Origin of the sequence: Dokdonella sp. (assembly GCF_017744955.1) — a bacterium.
GTDB lineage: Bacteria > Pseudomonadota > Gammaproteobacteria > Xanthomonadales > Rhodanobacteraceae > Dokdonella_A.
In genome coordinates this window covers 126,789-149,141 of sequence record NZ_JAGIAG010000005.1, presented here as the reverse complement: position 1 = coordinate 149,141, position 22,353 = coordinate 126,789, and the positions used below count along the sequence as shown (strand labels likewise).

At 66.5% G+C, this 22,353-nt stretch carries 16 protein-coding genes; 13 read left to right on the top strand and 3 right to left on the bottom strand.

Annotation, left to right across the window (positions count from 1 at the left end):
- Positions 1–4: 4 nt before the first annotated feature.
- The gene (locus tag J7520_RS12650) at positions 5–1,636 is read right to left on the bottom strand and encodes an oligopeptide:H+ symporter (protein ID WP_291188774.1); all 1,632 of its coding nucleotides are present in this window, start codon (positions 1,634–1,636) and stop codon (positions 5–7) included.
- Between the two features lie 399 nt (positions 1,637–2,035).
- Between J7520_RS12650 and J7520_RS12645 the strand changes: the two genes are divergently transcribed.
- From J7520_RS12645 to J7520_RS12620, 6 genes are all read left to right on the top strand, one after another.
- Positions 2,036–2,824 (top strand): TetR/AcrR family transcriptional regulator, encoded by a 789-nt coding sequence (locus J7520_RS12645; RefSeq protein ID WP_291188772.1) that lies wholly within the window; start codon positions 2,036–2,038, stop codon positions 2,822–2,824.
- Between the two features lie 179 nt (positions 2,825–3,003).
- The gene (locus tag J7520_RS12640; protein WP_291188770.1) at positions 3,004–3,606 is read left to right on the top strand and encodes a hypothetical protein; all 603 of its coding nucleotides are present in this window, start codon (positions 3,004–3,006) and stop codon (positions 3,604–3,606) included.
- A 243-nt stretch (positions 3,607–3,849) separates the two neighbouring features.
- On the top strand, positions 3,850–6,951 hold the full coding sequence (locus tag J7520_RS12635; protein WP_291188768.1) for a TonB-dependent receptor: 3,102 nt from the start codon (positions 3,850–3,852) through the stop codon (positions 6,949–6,951).
- Between the two features lie 200 nt (positions 6,952–7,151).
- On the top strand, positions 7,152–8,063 hold the full coding sequence (locus tag J7520_RS12630) for a hypothetical protein (RefSeq protein WP_291188766.1): 912 nt from the start codon (positions 7,152–7,154) through the stop codon (positions 8,061–8,063).
- A 106-nt stretch (positions 8,064–8,169) separates the two neighbouring features.
- Complete coding sequence (locus J7520_RS12625; protein ID WP_291188764.1) at positions 8,170–9,186, top strand: hypothetical protein; 1,017 nt, start codon at positions 8,170–8,172, stop codon at positions 9,184–9,186.
- Between the two features lie 45 nt (positions 9,187–9,231).
- Positions 9,232–10,218 carry a hypothetical protein gene (locus J7520_RS12620; RefSeq protein WP_291188762.1) on the top strand — a complete coding sequence of 329 codons (987 nt, stop codon included), beginning with the start codon at positions 9,232–9,234 and terminating at the stop codon, positions 10,216–10,218.
- A gap of 188 nt (positions 10,219–10,406) precedes the next feature.
- Here J7520_RS12620 and J7520_RS12615 read toward each other — a convergent pair whose 3' ends face one another.
- Positions 10,407–11,207 (bottom strand): TetR/AcrR family transcriptional regulator, encoded by an 801-nt coding sequence (locus tag J7520_RS12615; protein WP_291188760.1) that lies wholly within the window; start codon positions 11,205–11,207, stop codon positions 10,407–10,409.
- 291 nt (positions 11,208–11,498) lie between these two features.
- Between J7520_RS12615 and J7520_RS12610 the strand changes: the two genes are divergently transcribed.
- The 7 genes from J7520_RS12610 (at position 11,499) to J7520_RS12580 (ending at position 21,898) form a co-directional block, all read left to right on the top strand.
- Positions 11,499–13,484: a S9 family peptidase gene (locus J7520_RS12610; protein WP_291189080.1), complete on the top strand. Its 1,986-nt coding sequence runs from the start codon at positions 11,499–11,501 to the stop codon at positions 13,482–13,484.
- A gap of 229 nt (positions 13,485–13,713) precedes the next feature.
- On the top strand, positions 13,714–14,292 hold the full coding sequence (locus J7520_RS12605; RefSeq protein WP_291188759.1) for a hypothetical protein: 579 nt from the start codon (positions 13,714–13,716) through the stop codon (positions 14,290–14,292).
- Between the two features lie 380 nt (positions 14,293–14,672).
- Entirely contained in the window at positions 14,673–15,863 is a 1,191-nt protein-coding gene (locus J7520_RS12600; RefSeq protein WP_291188757.1) for a low temperature requirement protein A, read from the top strand.
- A 68-nt stretch (positions 15,864–15,931) separates the two neighbouring features.
- A complete protein-coding gene (locus tag J7520_RS12595; protein WP_291188755.1) occupies positions 15,932–16,780 on the top strand; it encodes a cyanophycinase in 849 nt (282 codons plus the stop codon).
- Positions 16,781–16,811: 31 nt separating this feature from the next.
- On the top strand, positions 16,812–17,189 hold the full coding sequence (locus J7520_RS12590) for a hypothetical protein (protein WP_291188753.1): 378 nt from the start codon (positions 16,812–16,814) through the stop codon (positions 17,187–17,189).
- A 114-nt stretch (positions 17,190–17,303) separates the two neighbouring features.
- On the top strand, positions 17,304–20,105 hold the full coding sequence (cphA, locus tag J7520_RS12585) for a cyanophycin synthetase (RefSeq protein ID WP_291188751.1): 2,802 nt from the start codon (positions 17,304–17,306) through the stop codon (positions 20,103–20,105).
- 80 nt (positions 20,106–20,185) lie between these two features.
- Positions 20,186–21,898 carry a Mur ligase family protein gene (locus J7520_RS12580; protein WP_291188749.1) on the top strand — a complete coding sequence of 571 codons (1,713 nt, stop codon included), beginning with the start codon at positions 20,186–20,188 and terminating at the stop codon, positions 21,896–21,898.
- Between the two features lie 34 nt (positions 21,899–21,932).
- On the opposite strand, the gene J7520_RS12575 is transcribed toward J7520_RS12580, so the two are convergent.
- Positions 21,933–22,349 (bottom strand): GFA family protein, encoded by a 417-nt coding sequence (locus J7520_RS12575; RefSeq protein ID WP_291188747.1) that lies wholly within the window; start codon positions 22,347–22,349, stop codon positions 21,933–21,935.
- Positions 22,350–22,353 lie beyond the last annotated feature (4 nt).

Here is a 22,353-nt window from a genome sequence, read left to right as displayed (position 1 = left end):
TCGGCTAGACCGAGGGCTCTTCGATCGCCACGGGACGACGCGGCGCCGATCCGGCGCCGCGCATCCAGCGCTTGATCAGCGGCGTCAACGCGAGCGTGACGAGGCCGCAGGCGATGCCGATCTCGGCGGAGAACACGAACAGCTCGTCGTACTTGGCCAGCGCGTCGGCGACGTTCAGCACCTCGCCCTCGGGGATCTCGATCGCCGACAGCTTGCCGAGCTGCGCCGCCAGCACCTCCGAATACGAGGTGCCGAGAAACCAGCCACCCATCATGAGTCCGACCACGCTGGGCACTGACAGCTCGGTGACCGCGGACAGGCCGATCGGCGACAGCAGCATCTCGCCGACCTCGAGTACGAAATAGGCGAGCACGAACCACCAGATGCCGGTCAGCCCATTCGCTTCGGGATGACGCGCGCTCCACACCAGCACGAGGAACGACACGCCGGCGAGGATCAGGCCGTAGGCGGATTTCGCCGGCTTGCTCGGATTCCAGCCGCGCGCCTCCAGCCGCGGCCACAGCCACGCGAAGATCGGTGCCAGCACGAGGATGAACACTGCGCCGAGCGAGGTCAGTTCGCTCGCGTTCCATTCGACGCCGAGCGCGCGATGGTTCATCACCCGGTCGGAGAACAGCACCCAGGAGCCGTAGGTCTGCTCGTACAGCGTGAAGAAGATCAGGCACAGCACGATGAAGACGAGCACCGCCGTCATCTGCGCGCGCTGCGCCTTCGTGCAGCGCGCGAACATGAACCAGAGGATGCCGCCGAGCAGGCAGGCGGTGACGAAGTGCATGGCGAGCAGCACCGGACTCGGCTCGAACCAGCCGGGCACGATGACCAGGAACAGCGAGTGCGCCTGGATCAGGCCCCAGATGACGAACAGGCCGGCCAGCGCGCCGAGGTAGATCGCCTGCTCGCGCGTGAGGAAGCCGAACACGCGCCGGCGCAACGCGGCGGGGTCGGGCGGCTCGGCGTGTCCGTGCAGATGCTTCTGGCCGTAGAGGAAGTTCGCCAGGCCCGCGAGCATGCCGACGCCGGCGGCGCCGAAACCCCAGCCCCAGCCGTAGGTTTCGCCGAGCCAGCCGCAGAGCACGCCGGAGATCGTCGCGCCGATGTTGATGCCGGCATAGAACAGGCTGAAGCCCGAATCGCGGCGCGGATCGTTTTCCGCGTAGAGCTTGCCGACGATGGTCGAGATGTTCGGCTTCAGGAAGCCGACGCCGAGGATGATCAGCGCCAGCGAGAAGTAGAAGACCTGCAAGGCGCCGGCGTCGCGCGTCACGATGCCGTTCGCGCTGGTCGCCGGGTGGCCTTCGATCGCCATGCCGAGGTGCCCGAGCACGAGCAGCAGGCCGCCGAACACGACCGCCTTGCGCATGCCGAGCCAGCGATCGGCGATCAACCCGCCGATCACCGGCATCGCGTAGACCAGGCCGCCGTAGGCGCCGACGAGGTTGTAGCCGTGCTCGTCGGTGAACAGGTGGTACTTGGTCAGATAGAGCAGCAGCAGCGCTTTCATTCCGTAGAACGAGAAGCGCTCCCACATCTCGGTGAAGAAGCAGACGTAGAGTCCTTTCGGGTGGCCGAGGAATTCGTCTCGACCTGTCGAAGCGACCTCTACGGAGATGGACATGCCGGTTCCTGACGACGAAGCGGCCGGAGTATAGCGAGGCTGCGCCGGCACTCGCGGGCGGAGTGTCCTCGTCCCGCCTGTTCGTGGCGATCAGAGCTGAAGACAGGGCGATACGTGGAACGGGTGGGTTGCGGCGCAGCAAATTGCACCGATTCCGCGTCCATGCGGGTGGCGTGCTTCGCGTGCTTCTCTCGCTGAAAACGAGGCCTCGCGACACGAAAACGAGCGGCGACCGTCTCGTTTTTGCGTTGCAGCTTGCGCCTCTTCACGACCTCCCTACAATCGCCAAGCGGTCGTTTGAAGTGGTCTCATCAATCGACTCATTGAAGTGAACGTCTGGCCGATCTCCCCCGGAGGCGGCCTCCGCATCTGCACGCTGCGCCCAGGGGGCCTTCGTCGATGATCGGCAAGCACGTCAACGCGAACGGGACCAAGACGCGCCTGCTGCAGGCGGCGGAGGCGTTGTTCGTCGAGCACGGCTACGACGCCATGTCGCTGCGTCAAATCACGATGCAGGCCGGCGCCAACATCGCCGCGGTGAACTATCACTTCGGCAGCAAGGAAGCGCTGATGCGCGAGCTGCTGTCGCAGCGCCTGGACCGGCTCAGCCGCGAGCGCGAGCAACTGCTGGCCGCGTGCGAGCGCGCCGGCGGCGAGCAGGCGCCCGACCTCAACACCGTGCTCGGCGTGCTGTTCGTGCCGGCGCTGCGCCTCGCCCGCGCCGGCGGACCGGCATCGATGCGTCTGCTCGGTCGCGTCTACAGCGATCCGTCGCCGTTCATCCGCGACTTCCTGCAGGAGCACTACCGCTCGGTCTTCGAAGGCTTCTTCGCGGCGTTCGCGCGTGCGCTGCCGCAGGTGCCGCGGCATGAGCTGGGGGTGCGGTTGCAGTTCAGCCTGAAGGCGCTGTCCGGTGTGCTCGCTAGCGAGAACCTCGACGAATTGATCGCGGCAATGTGCGTGGGCGGGCCGGTCGACGACAAGCGGCTGTTGTCGCGTCTGGTCGCGTTCATCGCGCCGATGCTGACCGCTCCGTTCGATCAGGTGGCGCATGACGATGCGATACGGCGGGTAACGGGCTTGGCCGACTCCGTCGAGCAGGAGATCGAACGCGGGCAGCGCTCCCTGAAGGCGGATGCGGAGCCGACGATTTGGTTGTCTTGGCCCGTGGAGACGGTTCGCATATGAGCGCGTACGTATTCGAAAGCACAGTTGCGGAGCGGCGTTCTTTGCGTCGCTCGCGCATTTTCCGAACTTTGGCAGCGTCGTACCGGGCGGCGATGTCATCGTGCCGTATCGCTTCCGATACCGGGAGCGATAAATATCGGGTGCACAAGCACCTTCCTCCCACCATGAGGGCTATACCGATGAAATTCGCAAAGGCAGTGATTGCAAGTTCTCTCGTAGCCGCCTGCTCGCTGGCGGCGTCTTCGGTATTCGCAGCAAGCTATACCGTCGGCGGTAGCGCGAACGGTACGACGACGCTTCAAGGGCCGACCATCGCAGTCTTCGCAGGCATGTCGGTACCGTGCACGTCCAAGTTCAAAGTTCAGGTAACCGGAGGTGTCGGTACGGTCATCGACGCGCAATTCGTCGGCTCCCCCCAGTGCACGGCGATCAAGGCGAATGGTTTGCCGACCAGCTCGCCGGCGGGAACGGGTTGGCCGATTGCTGCGCCGACGAGCGCAGGCTATGCGGGCCCGACGGGCGCTCCGACCTATTCCGGCGGCGTAATCGGAAACGTCATCAGTCCGACCGATCCGAACAACAACGTGACCATCACGGGCGTCAGCGTCACGATTCCGGCGCTCAGCAACGTGACCTGCACCGGCTCGATCAGCAAGGGCGATGCAAATGCAGGGAAGTTCTGGTTCCGGCAGGATTTGAACCCGAGCGGTCTGTGCAAAGTGGCCGGCAACGGACTCACCAATGTTTCGCCCGATCCGGCCTTCGGAGTGGTGTATCCGTGAACCAAGGCGAATGCGGCCGTGAGTCGCATTCGCGGCGTGGAAACGAAAGGGAGTTCGAGTTGCGCAAGGGCGGGATGCTCTTGCGCAACCTTATCGTTCGGAGTGGGAGGCAGGGTGTGATGTGAGCCAGAGGGGACCGGCATAACGGAGAAAACTCTATAACGGTCGACCGTCCAAACGTCCGCGGCTCGAGGGAAGTCGTGACCGGGGAATCACAGCCATTTCAATTCTTAGGGTAGAGCGATGCGCGATGTGAAATGCCGTACGTCGGCGATTGGCCGGCGCAGTCTCTTGTGGCTGGCCTTGTTGCAGGCCGTAGCCGCACACGCACAGGAGCGGGCCGCTACGCAGCCGGCTGATGCGCCGGAGCAATCCGAGTCGCCGTCCCCGCAAGCGGATGCACGGCAGCAGCAAGACGCCAAGGCCGCGGGGAGCGCGACCGCGCCGGCGGGAAGGAATTCCCCGAAGGACCAGTCCGATACGGCCAAGCTCGAAACGATCACGGTCACCGCGCAAAAAAAAGTCGAGAACATCCAGAAAGTGCCGATCGCGATCACCGCTTTCGGCGGTGAGGACCTGAGCGACCGCAAGATCGAAACGGGCGGCGACTTGGTGACGGCGACACCGAACGTCAGCTTCACCAAGACGAATTTCGCCAGCTACAACTTCCAGATTCGCGGCATTGGTACGCAAGCCTTGTCGGTAACGACCGACCCAGCCGTCGCGGTCAGCTTCAACTCGACGCCGATGATCCGCAATCGCCTTTTCGAGCAGGAATATTTCGACGTGGATCGGGTCGAAGTGCTGCGCGGCCCGCAGGGCACGCTGTACGGCCGCAACGCGACCGCCGGTGTGGTCAACATGATCCCGAATCTGCCGAGCTTCGACGGCTTCGAGTCTTGGGTGAAGGGCGAGCTCGGCAACTACGACAGCCGGCGTTTCAGCGGCATGGTCAACGTGCCGCTCAGCGACAGTCTGGCGTTCCGCGCCGCCGGTGCTTGGACCGACCGCTCGGGCTACGACTACAACAGCGTGACGCGCAAGGACGTCAATGGTCGCGAATTGTGGTCCGGACGAGTCTCGTTGGCGTGGAGACCGACGGAAGGCATCAATGCGAGCATCGTCTGGGAACACTTCGACGAGGACGACGATCGATCGCGTACCGGTAAGCAGCTCTGTCATACCGACCAGGGGCCGGAAACGATTGGCAATACCGCCGTACCTGACGTGACCAGTCGCAACTTCATGAGTCAGGGCTGCAAGGACGGCTCGCTCTACGGTGACGGTGCATTCGGCGTACCCAACGGCGGGAGTCTGCCGCAGGTCCTCGCCGCCGGAGGAGTGCCCGGCGTCATAGGCTTGCTGGCCGACGGTAGCGATACCGCACAAGCGATTCCGCGCGGCTTGAATCCGTTTGCCGGTGTCGTGCAGTCGAAGGATCTGCGCCGGATCGCGACGACCTACGATCCTATTTTTCGCGCCAAGAATGATGTGGTGCAATTCAATTTCGACGCCGAGTTGCGCGACGACTTGAAGTTCGTATCGCAAACACTCTATACGCGCGATCGCTACTACTCGTCGCAGGACTACGGCCGGTTCCAGTCCAATCCGATCTTTTCCAATACATCTGATGGGAGCGTTGTCTCGATCCAGCCGGACGGATCCTTCGGTCCCCCATACAACCTGTTGCCTAACGGAAAGTACTGCGACCCTCAGCTCGGTTGCTCGGACCGGTTCCTCGAAGTGGATCTGAGCCGCTCCTACAGCACGCAGTGGTCGCAGGAGTTTCGCCTGCAGTCCTCCAGCGATGGGCCTTTCAACTTCAATCTCGGTGCGAACTATCTCTACTACAAAGTGGACGAGGACTACTTCGTCTTCAACAACGTGTTCACGTTGCTCGCCGAGAACTATTTCAATCGCACCAGCTCCGCCATATTCCCCGAAGGACCGTCGTACTGTGCGCCGGGGCAGACCGTTGAGGTCTCGCCGGGTGTTCCGAATTGCGTCTACATCGATCCGAATCCGCTCAGCAGAATCAGCGGGGACGGCCACAACTATTTCCGCAGCCGTAACATTGCCGACACGCGCTCCGCGGCGCTGTTCGGGGAGGCGTATTGGCAGCTCAGCGATACGCTGAAGCTGACCACTGGTCTTCGTTACACGGACGACCGCAAGAGCACCACGCCGGTGCCGAGCCAACTCCTGCTCGCACCGGGCCTGACCGCAGGCGGCACCATCAACAGCGGCTACCCGGAACTGTCGAAGATTCATCAAAAGTGGGACGAACTGACTGGGCGCGTCGTCCTGGACTGGACTCCGCAGCTCTCGTTCACCGACAGCACGTTGATCTACACGTCCTTTTCGCGCGGCTACAAGGCGGGCGGCACTAATTCACCAGGAATCGGCGCGAACCCCGATCTCGGCTTCATGCAGCGCGACCCGCGCTTCAAGCCGGAGTTCGTCAACGCGTTCGAAGTCGGCATGAAGAACGTGATGGCCGACGGCAAGCTGACGTTCAACGCGACGCTGTTCTACAACGACTACAAGAACTATCAGATCTCGCAAATCCAGGACCGCGCGACGCTGAACGAGAATTTCGACGCCAAGACCTGGGGCCTCGAATTGGAAGCCGCTTGGAAGCCGACACCTGCATTTCAGCTCAGCGGCAATGTCGGCTTGCTCGGTACGCGCCTAGCGGGCGGTCAGTACTCGCTCGATGTGATGAATCGCACTCAAGGCAACCCCGACTGGGTGCTGGTGCGGCCGTGGGTGCAGCAGGCTTCCAATTGCATTGCGCCGCGTTCCATCGTGGAGCAGGTGTTGGCAGCCGGTGGCGGCTTCTACTTGACCGGCCTGTGTCCGGGTCTGAACTCGGTCTACGGCGACGGATTCCGCGAAGGCAGCGCGCTGTCGCAACTGACCGGCATCGTCTACAACCCCGACACCGACGCGCCGAACGGCGGACAAGGCATTCTCGCGAAGGTAGGCGGACACAGCTTGCCGAACGCGCCGCACGTCACTGTCAGCCTCAGTCCCTCGTACACGTTCTTCACCGCTCGCGGCAATCTCATCCTGCGCGCGGACCTCTATTACCAGGGAGAAAGCTGGGCGCGCATCTATCAGGACAAGATCGACCGTCTGCACGACTGGGGCAACGTCAATTTGTCGTTGACCTACGAGGAGCTGAAAACCGACCTCACCGTCCAACTCTACGTGAAGAACGTGTTGAACGGGTCGGCTATCACGGGCACTTTCGTCAACAGCGACGATACGGGCCTGACAGCGAACGTATTTACTCAGGATCCTCGCATCATCGGTCTCAGTATCCGCAAGGGATTTTATTGATGCGCGGTTCGATTGGATCGAATTGATCGGGAGCGCCCCTGCGGAACGACCCGCGCTCCCGGTGCCGGCGATGGAGATCGTCCAGTAAGAGGACATTGCCATCCATAGTTCCAGGGTTGTTCCTGTTACCGAATGGCGCATCGTGCCGAGCTACCGCTCGACGCAGATCGCCCAACCTAGCCTTATGTCAGGAGTCCGCTATGCCAAGGTCGCTCTATACACTCGCTGCCGCTTTGCTCGTTGCTGCCGGCGCCTCGACAGCCGTGGCCGGTACGCCATCCGGTCCATACGCCGTATTTCAGCACTGCCCTTACGCGACGAACCCGGATGCGCAGGCGTGCGTCTATTCAAAAGTCACTTCAGGTTCGTTCAAGATGGGGAACGCGTCCGTGCCCATCAGCGCGCCGATCATTCTGCAGGGCGGCGTCCAAAACGCATTCTTCCAGTCGCCGTTCTATGAGGCCGTAGGAGCACCGACGATGTCGCCGACTCCGCTTCCCGTGCCGGGCGGCTTGCTCGGTCTGGTCAATCCGGCGCCGGATTGGCCGTTTCCGTTGTGGGTGGCGTTCTGGGACATCGTGAACTCGGTCAATGGCGTCACTGCGATTTCGGAACCGGCCGGTCCGGCATGGGCGAATTTCTTCAACGCCGCTTCGCCGCCGGAAACCGGAGACGCTACGGTGGTGCATCTGCCCATCCGCGTTCGTTTGAACAATCCTTTCCTCGGCAGCACCTGCTACATCGGTTCGTACGCGAATCCGATCGTTCTGAACCTGGTCACCAATACGACCAATCCGCCGCCGCCGAACCTGCCGATCTCCGGCAGCGCGGGCGAGTTCACGTTCGAAATCACCGACTTCCCCCCGGATGGCGTGATCCTGCATTTCGCAGACGTGAAGCTTGTCGACAACTCTTTTGCCGTTCCGGCGGCGAAGGGGTGCGGCAACATAGCGCTCGGCCTGCCGATCATCACGCAAGTGCTCGACGCACTCGTTTCCGGTGCGGTCAACCTCAAGGAGGGGCTGCCGGCTGCGGCAGGCAAGAACACGGCGATCATGGTCGGCAATACGGACATCGCCGCCTCGATCTACGTGCAGGGAAGCGAGCTGTAGCGTTACCGATGTGAGCGATTGGGCAGCCGCCGCTCCTTGCGTCGCGCTAAGGGGGCGGCGGCTGCCGTTCTTGCGGATGGATTGTTTCTGAATACGTATATCGCGCATGCTTGCGCGAAGCGAAAGCAAACCGGATTACGGCGTGCGGCCCGGACGTTTCCTTTCAATTGCTGTTGTCTCGCTGGCTTGCGTGGGGGCGTACTGGCTGGGGCGCGTCGATTCGCCTGCGCGTCAAGTCGCCGCTTCCGAATCGGCACCCGAGGATGTCACCGTGCCTGCACCGGTGCAGCTGGCGCGAGCGCAGAAGAGTTCCCGGATTCTCGCCGTGTCTGACGTGTCTCTGCCGCCGCCCGGTACTCGCCTCAAGGACATGTATGCGCAACTGCAAGCGCGGGCGAACAGCGGCGATTCCGCAGCCGCGACGCAGCTCTATCGCGAACTCAATCGATGCGAGTTGGTTTCGGCCATCGAGTCGACCAACGCGCAAAATGTCGATGGCTTGATGGATGAGAACGTCGGGTCGATGGATCAAGCGCAACTGCTCACCTACCAAGCCCAGCTCGACGCGATCGAGAACAATCGCCAAGTGATGCAGCGCATGCGCGAGTTCTGCGGCGGCTTGAGCGGCGACATGAGAAACAGTCTCGTCGAGAACCTGCAGCGCGCCGCGCAGCTCGGCGACGAGGAGGCACGTGCATGCTATCTACAGCGCGGGCCGAACTTTGACATGCGCAGCTTCGCGAACCATCCGGCATTGCTCGACGAATACCGAGGAAGTGTCTCGTCCATGGTTCGATCCGGTCTCGAGGCCGGCGATTGGAAGGTGGTCGACGTCGTGCGAGGTGCTTTGCAACCGGGCTCTAAGAGCCTGCTCGAAGGCGTGCTCGGTTCGGATCTCAGTCAGTACTACCGGTTTCTGAAGCTCTATCGCCTTGGCGCGGAGCCTTACCGCACGGAATCTCTGGACCGACAGCTCACCGCTGCGGCGCAAGGACTGACCTCCGCGGAAATTGCGGAAGCGGATTCGTGGGCGCAGAAGATCTTCGAAGAAAATTTCAAGGGCAGCACTTCGACCGAGTCGACCATTCTCGGGTGGGATCCGTGCTCATTCGCGTATGAGTGAAATCGACGGTCAGCCGTGTACATCTCGACATGAATCCTTACTTCCATGAAGCAGCGTGACGTGCTCGTCATTGCAGCGATTTTCGTCGCGGGCATCGCTTTTCTCGTCGGTCGTTCCAGCGCACCGTCGCAGCGAGACGGCATGTCGATTGAGGTGACGAGCGGGCATGACCTCCGATCTGCCGTCGAGCCCGTGAACCCGCCATCGGAGAAGAGCGTCAAGCCGGCTGTGCTCGCTCCCAAAAGAGGCGACCCGCTTCCACCTTCCAATGCCCCGTTGCGGGATACGTTCGCCGGACTGCAGGCTCGCGCGAACGCCGGCGATGCGGCTGCGGCTTCGCGGCTGTTTCGTGATGTGAACCGCTGCAGCCGCCTGCGTGGATCGGAGTGGAAGAACAGCGGCGCCTCGGATGACCTGACCAGCAAGAAAACAGAAGGCATGACTCCGGAGCAACTGCGCACCTATCAAATCCTGCTCGACGCCATGGAGTTGCGCCAGCAAGGCGTGCGAGAAAGCCAGAACTTCTGCGACGACGCCAGCCAGGCGATGCTCGACAGCCTCGTCCCGAACATCGCCCAAGCCGCACGACTCGGCGACGAGGACGCACGAGCCTGCTACCTCGGCCGCGGGCCGCTGTACGACTCGCGCAGCCTGATCGACCATCCGGACGCGCTGCAGACCTATCGCAGCGACGCGAAGTCGATGATCGACGCGGGTCTCGCCGCGGGCGACTGGCGTGTGGTCGACCTGCTGCAGCAAGCCTACGAGCCGGGAGCGCAAGGGCTGCTCGCCGGGGTCGTCGGTACCGATCCGGTGCAGCACTACCGCTATCTCAAGCTCTACCGCCTCGGCGCGGAGCAGCATCGCGTCGCCCAGCTCGATCGACAGATCGCCGCGGCGGCGGCGAATCTGACGCCGGCGCAAGTCGCCGAAGCCGACGAGTGGGCGCAATCCAATCTGCAGAATTTCCGCGGTCCGTCGACGGCCGGAACGCCGCAGGGGTGGGAGGCGTGCGCATTCGCGGGGAATTGAGACGCGTTCGACGGTCTCGATTCCAGCCTGACTTCCGCGACAGCATTTCCGCGACAGCGGGAATGCTCCACGAAAATCGCACCTCGATCATTCCTGAGGAAGCAACGGACACCGGCATCGGCGAACAGGACGCCGTGAAGATCGATCGGACCTTCCCGATTCGGCGAGCGGCGTGACGCAGGCGGGGCTCAGGTTCCCGTGCGCGACGTCCAGGACGACGATCCGGTTTTCGTCTTGCGTGTCCTCCCGCGCTGTTCCTCTCTCTCTCTGGTGTCGACCGCGACCGCGGCCACGTCGGCAAGATCCAGCACCCGCCCGACCGCACTGGCCTGCTCGGTCTGCCCGAACGGCGTCGTCAGCACCGGCGAGATGAACGCGATCAGGCGCGCGATCATCAGCGTGTCCTTGACCTCCTCGCCGATGCAGATCGCCGCGGCCAGCTCGTCGGTGTTCTCGCTGGCGAGCATGCCCGACAGCGCCTTGAGGCTGAACTGCAGGCGCATGCCGAGTTCGTGGCGCGGCATCTGCGGCAGCGCGCGCGAGAAGGCTTCGAAGAAACGGCCCGAAATCGATTCGTAGTGTTCGCGCAGGTATTCGCGGATGAACGGCGAGGGGTCGCTGTAGACGCGGCCGAGCAGGCGCAGGAAGTTGGGGCCGCCGGCGGCGCTGCGCGTGAGGCGAAGTCCCGGCGCGAACAGCACGCTGAGCACCGTGGACACGTCCATCGTCTGTTCGCCGTACTCCTGCTCGCAGGTCGACAGGAGCTGCAGGCGCTCTTCGTTCAAGCGATCGAACCGCTGGCTCAACAGCTCCTGGATCAACGCTTCCTTGCTGCCGAAATGGTAGTTCACCGCAGCGAGGTTCGCGCCGGCCTGCGTGGTGATCTGGCGCAGCGACATCGCCTCGTAGCCGTGCTCGATGAACAACTCCTCCGTCGCTTCGAGCAGGCGCGCCTTGGTGCTGCCGGAACGGATGGATGATCTGGCCATCGAGGAGTGCACCCTAGGGAAAGTACGTAGGTATAAGAGTACCGCAGCGCGACCGCAGCGGCCCTGCCGCACTGCGGCAGGGCGGCCGGATTCGTGCGCTGCCGCGTCCCGCCGCGTCCGCGCCCTTCCGCCGATCCCGCGCCGCGCTTACTATTTCGGGTTCTCGAACCAGGGAGTCAGCCGATGAAGTCGTTCCGCGCCGTTGTCGCGCAAGCGTCGCTCGTGCTCGCCGGGGCCGCGCCGGCGGTCGCATTCGCCGAAGCGCACCCGTTCAACGTGCAGGATCTGGTGATGATGGAGCGCGTTAGCGATCCCTCGCTGTCGCCGGACGGCCGCCAGATCGCCTTCTCGCTGCGCCAGACCGACTACGAGGCAAACAAGGGCCGCAATAGCGTCTGGCTCGCCGGAGTCGGCGGCGGCGCGCCGAAGCGTTTGACCGAGCAGGCGCTCAACGCGTCCAGCCCGCGCTGGTCGGCCGACGGCGCAGGCGTGTACTTCCTCGCCGCCAAGGACGGCGTCAGCCAGCTCTGGCAGGCCGACGCGAAGGGCGGCGCGGCGCGCCAGATCACCTGGTCCCCGCTCGACGTCAACAATTTCAAGTTCTCGCCGGACGGCAAGCGCGTGCTGCTGTCCTTCGACGTCTTCACCGACTGCGACACGCTGGCCTGCACCCAGCAGCGTCTCGACGCGCGCAAGGCCGACAAGGCCAGCGGCACGGTCTACGACAAGCTCTTCGTGCGCCACTGGGATACGTGGTCCGACGGCCGCCGCTCGCAGCTGTTCATCGCCGAGGTCGGCGCCGACGGCCGCGTGCAGGGCGAGCCGCACCGGCTCAGCAAGGGCATCGACGGCGACGTGCCGTCCAAGCCGTTCGGCGACGACAGCGAATACGCCTTCTCGCCGGACGGCGCGACGGTCTACTTCGACGCGCGCATCGCGGGTACGACCGAACCCTGGTCGACCAATTTCGACATCTACGCGGTGCCGGCCGACGGCTCCGCCGCGCCGAAGAACCTGACCGCCGACAACCCTGCCTGGGACGGCTACCCGCTGCCGTCGGCCGACGGCAAGAAGCTGTACTGGCTGGCGATGAAGCGCCCGGGCTTCGAGGCCGACCGCTTCGGCATCTGGGCGCTGGACCTGGCCACCGGCGCGAAGAAGGAAATCGCGCCGAACTGGGACCGCTCCGCCTCGGCGCTGAAGGAATCCGCCGACGGCAAGACGCTGTACACGACCACCGACGACAAGGGCGAGCATCCGCTGTTCGCGATCGACGTCGCCAGTGGCAAGGCCGCGCGCATCGTCGACGGCGGCGGCGTGGTCGGCTTCGACGTCGGCAAGAAGGGCATGGTCGTCGCGCGCCAGGACTTCCGCCACCCGACCGACCTCTACACCGCCGACCTGCGCGGCAAGGGCCTGAAGCAGGTCACGCGCTTCAACGCCGGGCGCCTGAAGGACATCCGCTTCGGCGAGCCGACCTTCTTCACCTTCCAGGGCGCCAACGGCGACTCGGTGCAGGGCTACGTGGTCAAGCCGGCCAACTACCGCGCGGGCAAGAAGTATCCGGTCGCCTTCATCATCCACGGCGGCCCGCAGGGCGCGATGACCAGCGACTTCCACTACCGCTGGAATCCGCAGACCTACGCCGGCCAGGGCTTCGCGGTGGTGGCGATCAATTTCCACGGCTCGACCGGCTACGGCCAGAAGTTCACCGATGCGATCTCCGGCGACTGGGGCGGCGCGCCGCTCGAGGATCTCAAGCTCGGCTGGGCCGCCGCACTGGAGAATTTCCGCTTCCTCGATCGCGACCGTGCCTGCGCGCTCGGCGCCTCCTACGGCGGCTTCATGGCGTACTGGATCGCCGGCGTGTGGAACGAGCCGTGGAAGTGCATCGTCGCGCACGACGGCGTGTTCGACGCGCGCATGATGGGCTACTCGACCGAGGAGCTGTGGTTCGACGAATGGGAGCACGGCGGCAAGACGCCGTACGAGGATCCGGCCGCCTACGAGAAATTCAATCCGGTCAACCACGTCAAGAACTGGCGCGCGCCGATCCTTGTGGTGCACGGCGAGCAGGACTTCCGCATTCCGCTGGAGCAGGGCATCGCCGCGTTCACCGCCGCGCAGCGGCGCGGCATCCCGAGCCAGTTCCTGCATTTCCCGGACGAGAACCACTGGGTGCTGAAGCCGCACAACAGCGTGCTGTGGCACGACACCGTCAATGCGTGGCTGAAGCAGTGGACGGCAGTCGAGGACAAGAAGGAAAAGAAGAAGTAGGTAATCGCGGCGGTTCGCGCAGCAGCCCTTCTCCGCAGCGGGAAGGGCTGTCGAACGGGCGGAGGCCTCTCCGGGCGCGTCGACGGCCGTGGCTCCCGCGACAGCGGGAGACGCCTTTCGACGACGCAGGGCCGGTCATCCGCGGCATCGCAACCAGGGGGCAATCATGCGTGTTTCGGAGCGGATCGGATCGGGGAGGGCGGTCGGCCTTGCGCTGGCGATCGCTTCCATGGGGCTGCCGGCGGTTGCCGCGGCGGTCGACTTTCCCCTGAGCGGCACGATTTCGGTCGGCGGCCAGAGCGGCGCGCTGCCGAACGGCGGCGCGTTCACCGGCTCGGGCTACGACCAGGCGAGCGGGGTGATCGCGCCCGGTACCTTCACCTTTCCGCAGAGCTCGACGACCTACACCTCGCCGCTGGGGCCGGTCGTCGTGGCCTACCAGCTCAGCCAGACCGGGCAGTCGAGCGGCCAGGTCGCCGCCGACGGTGTCGCCGCGCTGACGGCGGCGACCTTGCGCCTGCAGGTGATCTCGGCGTCGAGCCCGCTGGGGCCGATCAACGTCGGCACCTGCGTGCTCGAACCGATCATCGTCGCGCTGGCCGGAACCGGCTCGTCGTCGGGGCTGCAACTGTCCGATCCGGGCTTCACGATTCCGCCGGTCGGCGCGACCGACTGCGGCGGCTTCGGCAGCCAGATCAACCAGGCCATCGCCGGCGACGACAACTCGATCGACCTGCTGATGGCGGGCGATTTCGCGCCGCCGTCGGATCAGGACACGATCTTCGTCGACGGGTTCGAGGTTCCGTAGGGCGCTTCCGCGCACTTCGGCGGCCCTCGTTTCCGCGGCGGCGAACGCGGCGGGCGAGTGGCGATGCCGGTCGAACAGCGAATACGTGCTGCCAGCCATGCAGGCCGTTTCCGCAGCCGAGGGCCAGTCATCTACTGCGCGCTCGGCCGAGAAGTGAGCGGGCATTCCCGCGTTCGCCGGGGTGACGAAATCGTTTGAGGAGACGCCGCCGCCGCTCGAGCGCGACGACGACAGCACTGTCCGAACGCGTCGATGACGAGCGGGCGGCGCAAGCACGACGCGGCCCATCGGGGATCCCGTAAACGTCCGTGTCCGACCGCTCCGACGCACGGCGGGTCGGCTAGGATGGCGGGCGGGACGTCCGCCAGGGTGGGGAAATCATGAGTGAAGCGAGCAGCCTGCTGCGCCGGCGCGGCGGGCACGAGGATGGCAAGGTCACGATGGTCGAGCTGTTCTTCGACCTCGTGTTCGTCTTCGCGGTGACGCAGCTTTCGCACCGCCTGCTCGCGCACCTCGACCTGGTCGGCGCGCTGCAGACCGCGCTGCTGCTGTTCGGCGTCTGGTGGGTGTGGATCTACACGGCCTGGGTCACCAACTGGCTCGATCCGGAGCGCATGTCGGTGCGCCTGTGCCTGTTCGCGCTGATGCTCGCCGGGCTGGTGCTGTCGGCGTCGATTCCGCAGGCGTTCGCCGAACGCACGTTCCCGTTCATCGCTGCCTACGTCGGCATGCAGGTCGGGCGCACGCTGTTCTTCCTGTGGGCGGTGCGCGGCGAGAGCCTGTCGCGGCGGCGCAATTTCCAGCGCATCCTGGTGTGGCTGTGCGTTTCCGGCCTGCTGTGGATCGTCGGTGCCTTCCTCGACGGCACGGTGCGGTTCGCGTGCTGGGCAGTGGCGCTGCTGATCGAGATCTCCGGTCCCGCGATGTACTTCCGCGTACCCGGCCTCGGCCGTTCGAGCACGGCGGACTGGGACGTCCACGGCGGCCATTTCGCCGAGCGCTGCGCCCTGTTCGTGATCATCGCGCTCGGCGAATCGCTGCTGGTCACCGGTGCGACCTTCGCCGAGCAGACCTGGAACACGACGACGATCGTCGCGTTCGTGGTCGATTTCCTCGGCAGCATCGCGATGTGGCTGGTGTACTTCAATACCGGCGCCGGGCGCGCTTCCCACCGCATCGAGCATTCCGACGACCCCGGCCGCATCGCGCGCATCGCCTACACCTACATCCACGTGCTGATCATCGCCGGCATCATCGTCTGCGCGGTCGCCGACGAACTGGTGCTGGTGCATCCCGGCCATGCCGACGGCGCCGGCATCGCGGTGATCCTCGGCGGACCGGCGCTGTACCTGGCCGGCAACGCCCTGTTCAAGTGGGTCACCAACGACCGCCGCACTCCTCCGCTGTCGCATCTGCTCGGCCTGGCGCTGCTGCTCGCGCTGCTGCCGCTGGCGCTGTCGCACGCGTTCTCGGCGCTCGCGCTCGGCATGGCGACGACGCTGGTGATGATGTTCGTGGTGGCCTGGGAGACCGTTGCCTTGCGCCGTCCGTCGGCGCGGCGCGCACCGTGACCGTTGCGGCCGGCGCCGCGTCCGTGTAGAGATAACGTCACATTTCCGCAGGCGAGGCAGTCCGCAGCATGAGTCCCAGCAAGGTCCGCGACGGCGCAGAGCGCGGCTGGATCGTCCCGATCGGCGGCGCCGAGGAGAAGCACAACGACCCGCGCATCCTCGAACGCTTCGTCGACCTGTGCGGCGGCGCCGACGCCGACATCGTGGTGATCCCGACCGCCAGCCAGCTCGCCGACACCGGCGAGCGCTACGAGAAGATCTTCTCCGAACTCGGCGCCGGCCGCGTCAGCGCACTCGACTTCGACACGCGCCGCGATGCGCAGGAGGAAAACCGCTGGGAACGCATCGAGCAGGCCAGCGGCATCTTCTTCACCGGCGGCAACCAGCTGCGCATCTCGACCCTGCTCGGCGGCACGCCGATCGCGCAGCTGATCCGCGCGCGCAACGCGCAGGGCGTGCACGTCGGCGGCACCAGTGCCGGCGCCAGCATCTTGAGCGAGCACATGATCGCGTTCGGCAAGGAAGGCGGATCGCCGACCGCGGCCAGCGTGCGCCTGGCGCCCGGCCTCGGCCTGACCAATCGCTTCGTCATCGACCAGCACTTCCGCCAGCGCGACCGCCTCGGCCGCCTGCTCGCCGCGCTGGCCTACAACCCGTTCGCGGTCGGCATCGGCCTCGACGAGGACACCGCCGCGTTCATCCGTCCGGACAACACGCTCGAAGTCGAAGGCAGCGGCGCGGTCACCGTGGTCGACGCCGGCGAGCTGCAGTTCTCGTCGATGGACCAGGCCAGCGAGGAAGAACCGGTCTGCCTGCTCGGCCTGAAGGTGCACGTGCTGGTCGCCGGCGCGACGTTCAACTTGCAGACGCGGCGCGCGTCGTCCGGTTCGCTCGGTGTCTCCAAGCGCAACCACTGAAGACGGCAGCAAGGCGGATCGGAGAATCGGAATGGACTGCTTCACGCACGCGTCGACCGCCGCCGTCGGCATCTGCAAGAACTGCGGCCGCGGCGTGTGCCGGAGCTGCGCGCGCGATCTTCCGGAAGGGTTGGCCTGCAGCGACGGCTGCCAGACCGAGATCGGCGAGCTGCGCGAGATCAACCAGCGCGCCAAGCAGATCTACGGCGTCGGCAAGAACGCGAAGCGGCGCCTGCCGCTGGCGTCGCTGATGTGGGGCGCGTTCGCGCTGCTGTTCGGCGGGCTCGGCGTCTACCAATACGTCGACGTCGGCCGCGTCGACTGGTTCTTGCTGCTGTTCGGATCGCTGTGCGCCGTGCTCTGCGTGGTGACGTATCGGCGCATGAAGGAGTTGAAGCTGAATTGTTGAGTCGCGGCACGGACTCTTCTCTCGCGCGAGAAGGCGAAATGTGGAATTTCCGCCCCTTCCGCGACACCGACATCGAAATCGCTCTCGCGTTGTACTGACTTGGAGAGATGTGGCATGCGCATACTCGATCGTTCCGTCTTCGTCGGCCCCTCGCTGTACGCGCACTTCCCGGTGATCCGGCTCGAGCTCGATCTCGGCGAGCTCGAACAGTGGCCGACGGCGAAGCTCGGCGCCGGCTTCATCGACGGTCTGGTCGCGGCGCTGCCCGGGCTCGCCGAGCACGGGTGCTCCTACCGCGAGCCCGGCGGCTTCGTCCGGCGCATGCGCGAAGGCGAGGGCACCTGGCTCGGCCACGTGCTCGAACACGTCGCGATCGAACTGCAGAACGTCGCCGGCGAGGACGTCACCTTCGGCAAGACGCGCAGCGTCAGCGACGCGCGCCCCGGCGTGTACACCGTCGTCTACGAATACGCGCAGCGCGAGGAGGGCATCGCCGCCGGAGAACTCGCGCTGCGCCTGCTCAATTCCCTGCTGCCGGAAAACCTGCGCACGCGCGGCAGCGTGCCGGACGACTGGGACTGGCCGACCGCGCGCGACGAGTTCATCCGCTACGCGCAGCGCCGCGCGCTCGGACCCTCGACCGCCTCGCTGGTGCGCGCGGCCGAGCAGCGCGGCATCCCGTGGCTGCGCATGAACGAGCAGTCGCTGGTGCAGCTCGGCCACGGCAAGTACCAGCAGCGCATCCAGGCGACGGTCACCGGGCGCACGCCGCACATCGCCGTCGAGCTGGCCAGCGACAAGGAGGAGACCAACAAGATCCTCGCCTCGCTCGGCCTGCCGGTGCCCAAGCAGGAACTGGTGCAGAGCGAGGACGCCGCCGTGCGCGCCGCGCGCCGCCTCGGCTATCCGGTCGTGACCAAGCCGTACAACGGCAACCACGGCCGCGGCATCTCGATCCGCCTGATGAGTGACGAGGAGGTGCGCACCGGCTTCGCCGCCGCGCGCGAGCATTCGCGCTCGGTCATCGTCGAGAACTTCCTCGAAGGCGACGACCATCGCCTGCTGGTGGTCAACGGCGAACTCGTCGCCGCGACCAAGCGCACCCCGGGCCACGTAGTCGGCGACGGCACGCGCACGATCGCCGAGCTGGTCGAGATCGTGAACCAGGATCCGCGCCGCGGCGTCGGCCACGAGAAGGTGCTGACGCGCCTCGAACTCGACCGCGAGGCCGGCATGATGATGGAGCGCGTCGGCTACACCGCGGCCTCGGTGCCGAAGGCCGACGAGATCGTCTATCTCCGCTCGACCGCGAACCTGTCCACCGGCGGCACCGCCACCGACGTCACCGACGTCATCCATCCGGACAACCGCGACATGGCGGTGCGCGCGATTCGCGCGATCGGCCTCGACGTCGGCGGCGTCGACTTCCTCTCGCCGAACATCGCCGAGAGCTACAAGTCCATCGGCGGCGGCATCTGCGAAGTCAACGCCGCGCCCGGCTTCCGCATGCACGTGAGCCCGAGCGAGGGCACGCCGCGCGACGTCGCCGGTCCCGTGGTCGACATGCTGTTCCCGCCCGGCACGCCCGCGCGCGTGCCGATCGCGGCGGTCACCGGCACCAACGGCAAGACCACCACCGCGCGCATGCTCGCGCACATCACCAAGATGGCCGGCTACACGCCGGGCCTGACCACCACCGACGGCGTCTACATCGACGGCCAGCGCACGGTCGAAGGCGACATGACCGGCCCGGTCTCGGCGCGCATGGTGCTGGCCGATCCGCACATCGACATCGCCGTGCTGGAAACCGCGCGCGGCGGCCTGCTGCGCGCCGGCATGGGCGTGCGCGAGGTCAACGTCGGCGCGGTGCTGAACATCCAGTCCGACCATCTCGGCATGAAGGGCATCGACACGCTCGACCAGCTCGCCGAGGTCAAGCGCATCGTCGTCGAGATCGCGCAGGACTGCGCGGTGCTCAACGCCGACGATCCGAACGTGCTGAAGATGTCCGGCTATACCGACGCCAAGGTCATCTGCTACGTGACGATGAATCCCTCGCACGCGCTGGTGCGCGAGCACGTGCGCGCCGGCGGGCGCGCCTGTGCGCTCGAGGCCGGCGTCAACGGCTCGATGATCACGCTGTACGACAAGGGCAGCCACATCCCGCTGCTGTGGACGCACCTGATCCCGGCCACGCTCGAAGGGCGCGCGCTGCACAACGTGCAGAACGCGATGTTCGCCGCCTGCGTCGCTTACGCGCTCGGCATCAAGCTCGACGCGATCCGCCAGGGCCTGCGCACGTTCGACACGACGTTCTTCCAGGCGCCCGGCCGCATGAACGTGTTCAACGAGCATCCGTTCAAGGTGCTGTTCGACTACGGCCACAACGCGCACGCGGTCGGCGTGATGGCCGACCTCGCGCAGCGGCTCGACGTCACCGGCCGCCGCGTCGTCGTGCTGGCCGGTCCCGGCGATCGCCGCGACGAGGACCTGGTCGCGATCGCCGAGGCGGTGGCGAACCGCTTCGACCACTACATCTGCCGGCGCGACGATTCGCTGCGCGGCCGCGACGGCGACGAAGTGCCGCGCATCATGGCCAAGGCGCTGATCGCCGCCGGCGTGGCGAAGGACGCGATCTCGATCATCCCGGACGAACAGGAAGCGATCGACGCCGCCCTGCGCATGGGCCAGCCCGGCGACCTGCTGCTGGTGTTCGCCGACGCGCTGGTGCGCTCGTGGAAGCAGATCATCAAGTTCCGCCCCGAAGGCGCACCGGAAGCGCCGCCCGTAGTGGCGGCGGCGCCGAGCGCGCCGGCCGCGGCCGAGCCGGTGTTCGACGAAGCCAGCTTCGCCGCCCTCGGCGGCGTCGTGCGCGACGAGCGCGGCATCCATCTGTCGCGGGAGGGCGAAGACTGAGCGCCGCGCCTGCCTCACTGCCGTTCGACGATTCGCGCCGCCTCACCGGTTACACCCTGTACTTCGCCGATGTCGGCGCGGTGCTGGAAACCGTCGGCGTCGCGGTCGACGATGCGCTGCTCGCCGACTGGGAAGCACGCGTGCGCCGCGTGCGCGCTGCGCTCGGCTGGCCCGACGGCGCGCTGGTCGCGCGTGCGCATCGCAGCGGCGCTTCGCTCGCGCTGGCCGCGCCGCTCGACCAGTTGCTGACGGCGACCGAGGTCGACGAGTGGGCGCTGTCGTCGGCGCTGGTCGCGCGCGGCGGCGCGGACGCCTTCGGCGTGCTGCACGCGCCCGGCCATGCGGCGGCGTGGGACGAGGATTCCGCGTTGCACACGTTGCGCGCGTTCGCCGCGGCGGAACGCAATCCGGACCTGATCGACTTCGTGCTCGCCGCCGAAGCGCACGGACTGACCGTGCTGATCGACGAGGAGGTCGTCTCGCTCGGCGTCGGCGCCGGCTCGCGCCGGTGGCCGCTGGCGCAGCTGCCGAAGCCGGCCGGGATCGACTGGAGCGTGCTGCACGACGCACCGATCGCGCTGGTCACCGGCTCGAACGGCAAGACCACCACCACGCGCCTGATCGCCGCCGCGCTGCGCGCGCACGGGCGCAGCGTCGCCTACACCTGCACCGACGGCGTCTTCGTCGGCGCCGCCGCGCTCGCCGCCGGCGACTACTCGGGGCCGGCCGGCGCGCGCACCGCGCTGCGCGCGGAGGGCGTCGACGCAGCGGTGCTCGAGACCGCGCGCGGCGGGCTGCTGCGCCGGGGTCTCGCCGTGCGGCACGCCGACGTCGCCGTCGTCACCAACGTCAGCGACGATCACTTCGGCGAATACGGCGTGCACGATCTCGACGACCTCGCCGCGGTCAAGCTCAGCGTCGCGCGCGCGCTCGACGAGGACGGCGTGCTCGTGCTGAACGCCGGCGACGCGCAGCTGGTGCGCACGGCTGCGCGCGCGAGCGGACGCCTGGCCTGGTTCGCGCTCGATCTCGATCGCGCGCTCGCGCAGGCGCGCGCCGGCGAGCCGAGCTGCGGCGCGCGCGACGGGCGCCTGATCCTGCGCGTCGACGAGGCCGAGCACGATCTCGGCGCGATCGCCGCGATGCCGCTGAGCTTCGGCGGCGTCGCCCGCTACAACGTCGCCAACCTCGCCGCCGCGGCGCTGGCCGCGCACGCGCTCGGCGTCGCGCCGCGGACCTTGCGCGAGCTGTTCGCGCGCTTCGGCGCAGCGCGCGAGGACAATCCGGGGCGCCTGCAGCACTGGTCGGTCGGCGGCATCGAGGTGTTCGTCGACTACGCGCACAACCCGGACGGCCTGCGCGGCCTGCTCGAACTCGCCACGCACGGCCGTCGCGGTCGCCTCGGCCTCCTGCTCGGTCAGGCCGGCAACCGCGAAGACGCCGAGATTCGCGAACTCGCCGCGGTCGCCGCGGCATTCGCGCCGGAACAGGTGGTGCTGAAGGACATTCCCGGCTTCCTGCGCGGACGCGCCGACGGCGAGGTGCCGGCGATCCTGCGCCGCGAACTGGTCGAGCGCGGCGTCGCCGCCGAACGCATCGTGCTGGAACTCGACGAGTTCGAAGCCGTGCGCCGCGCGTTCGGCTGGGCGCGCGCCGGCGATCTGCTGGTCCTGCCCGTGCACGGCAACGCGATCAAGCCGCGTGTGGCCGCCTTGCTCGACACCTTGCAGGCCGGCGGCTGGCAGGCGGGCGAGCCGTTGCCGATCGCCGAGGCCACGGCGCCCGCCGGATGACGTCGGCGGACGCGCGTGGGATCGCGGATGCGATCTAGCGCGGCGGCATCCGCTCGAACTTCGGCAACGCGGGATCCAGCGCGTCCCAGTCGTGGCCGCGGACGCCGAACAGGACCTGCTCCGGCTCGAACAAGCCGGGATCGTCGAGGCTGGTGGCGTGGAACACGATCAGCTCCGGTGCGTAGGACAGGGTCAGATAGACCGGCGTGCCGCAGGTCGGACAGAACGCGTGGCTCTTCACGTTGCCGTTGTCGCCGGCGACCTGCCAGGTCGCCGCGGTGCCGGTGACGTCGACCTCGGCGCGCTGCGCAAAGGTCAGGTACGAGCCGTGCCCGGTGCCGCTGCGCCGCTGGCAGTCGCGGCACTGGCAATGGTTCTGCGCGATCGGTCGGCTGTTGGTGGCGTAGCGGATCGCGCCGCAGGCGCATCCGCCGGCATAGGGTCGGTTCACGTGA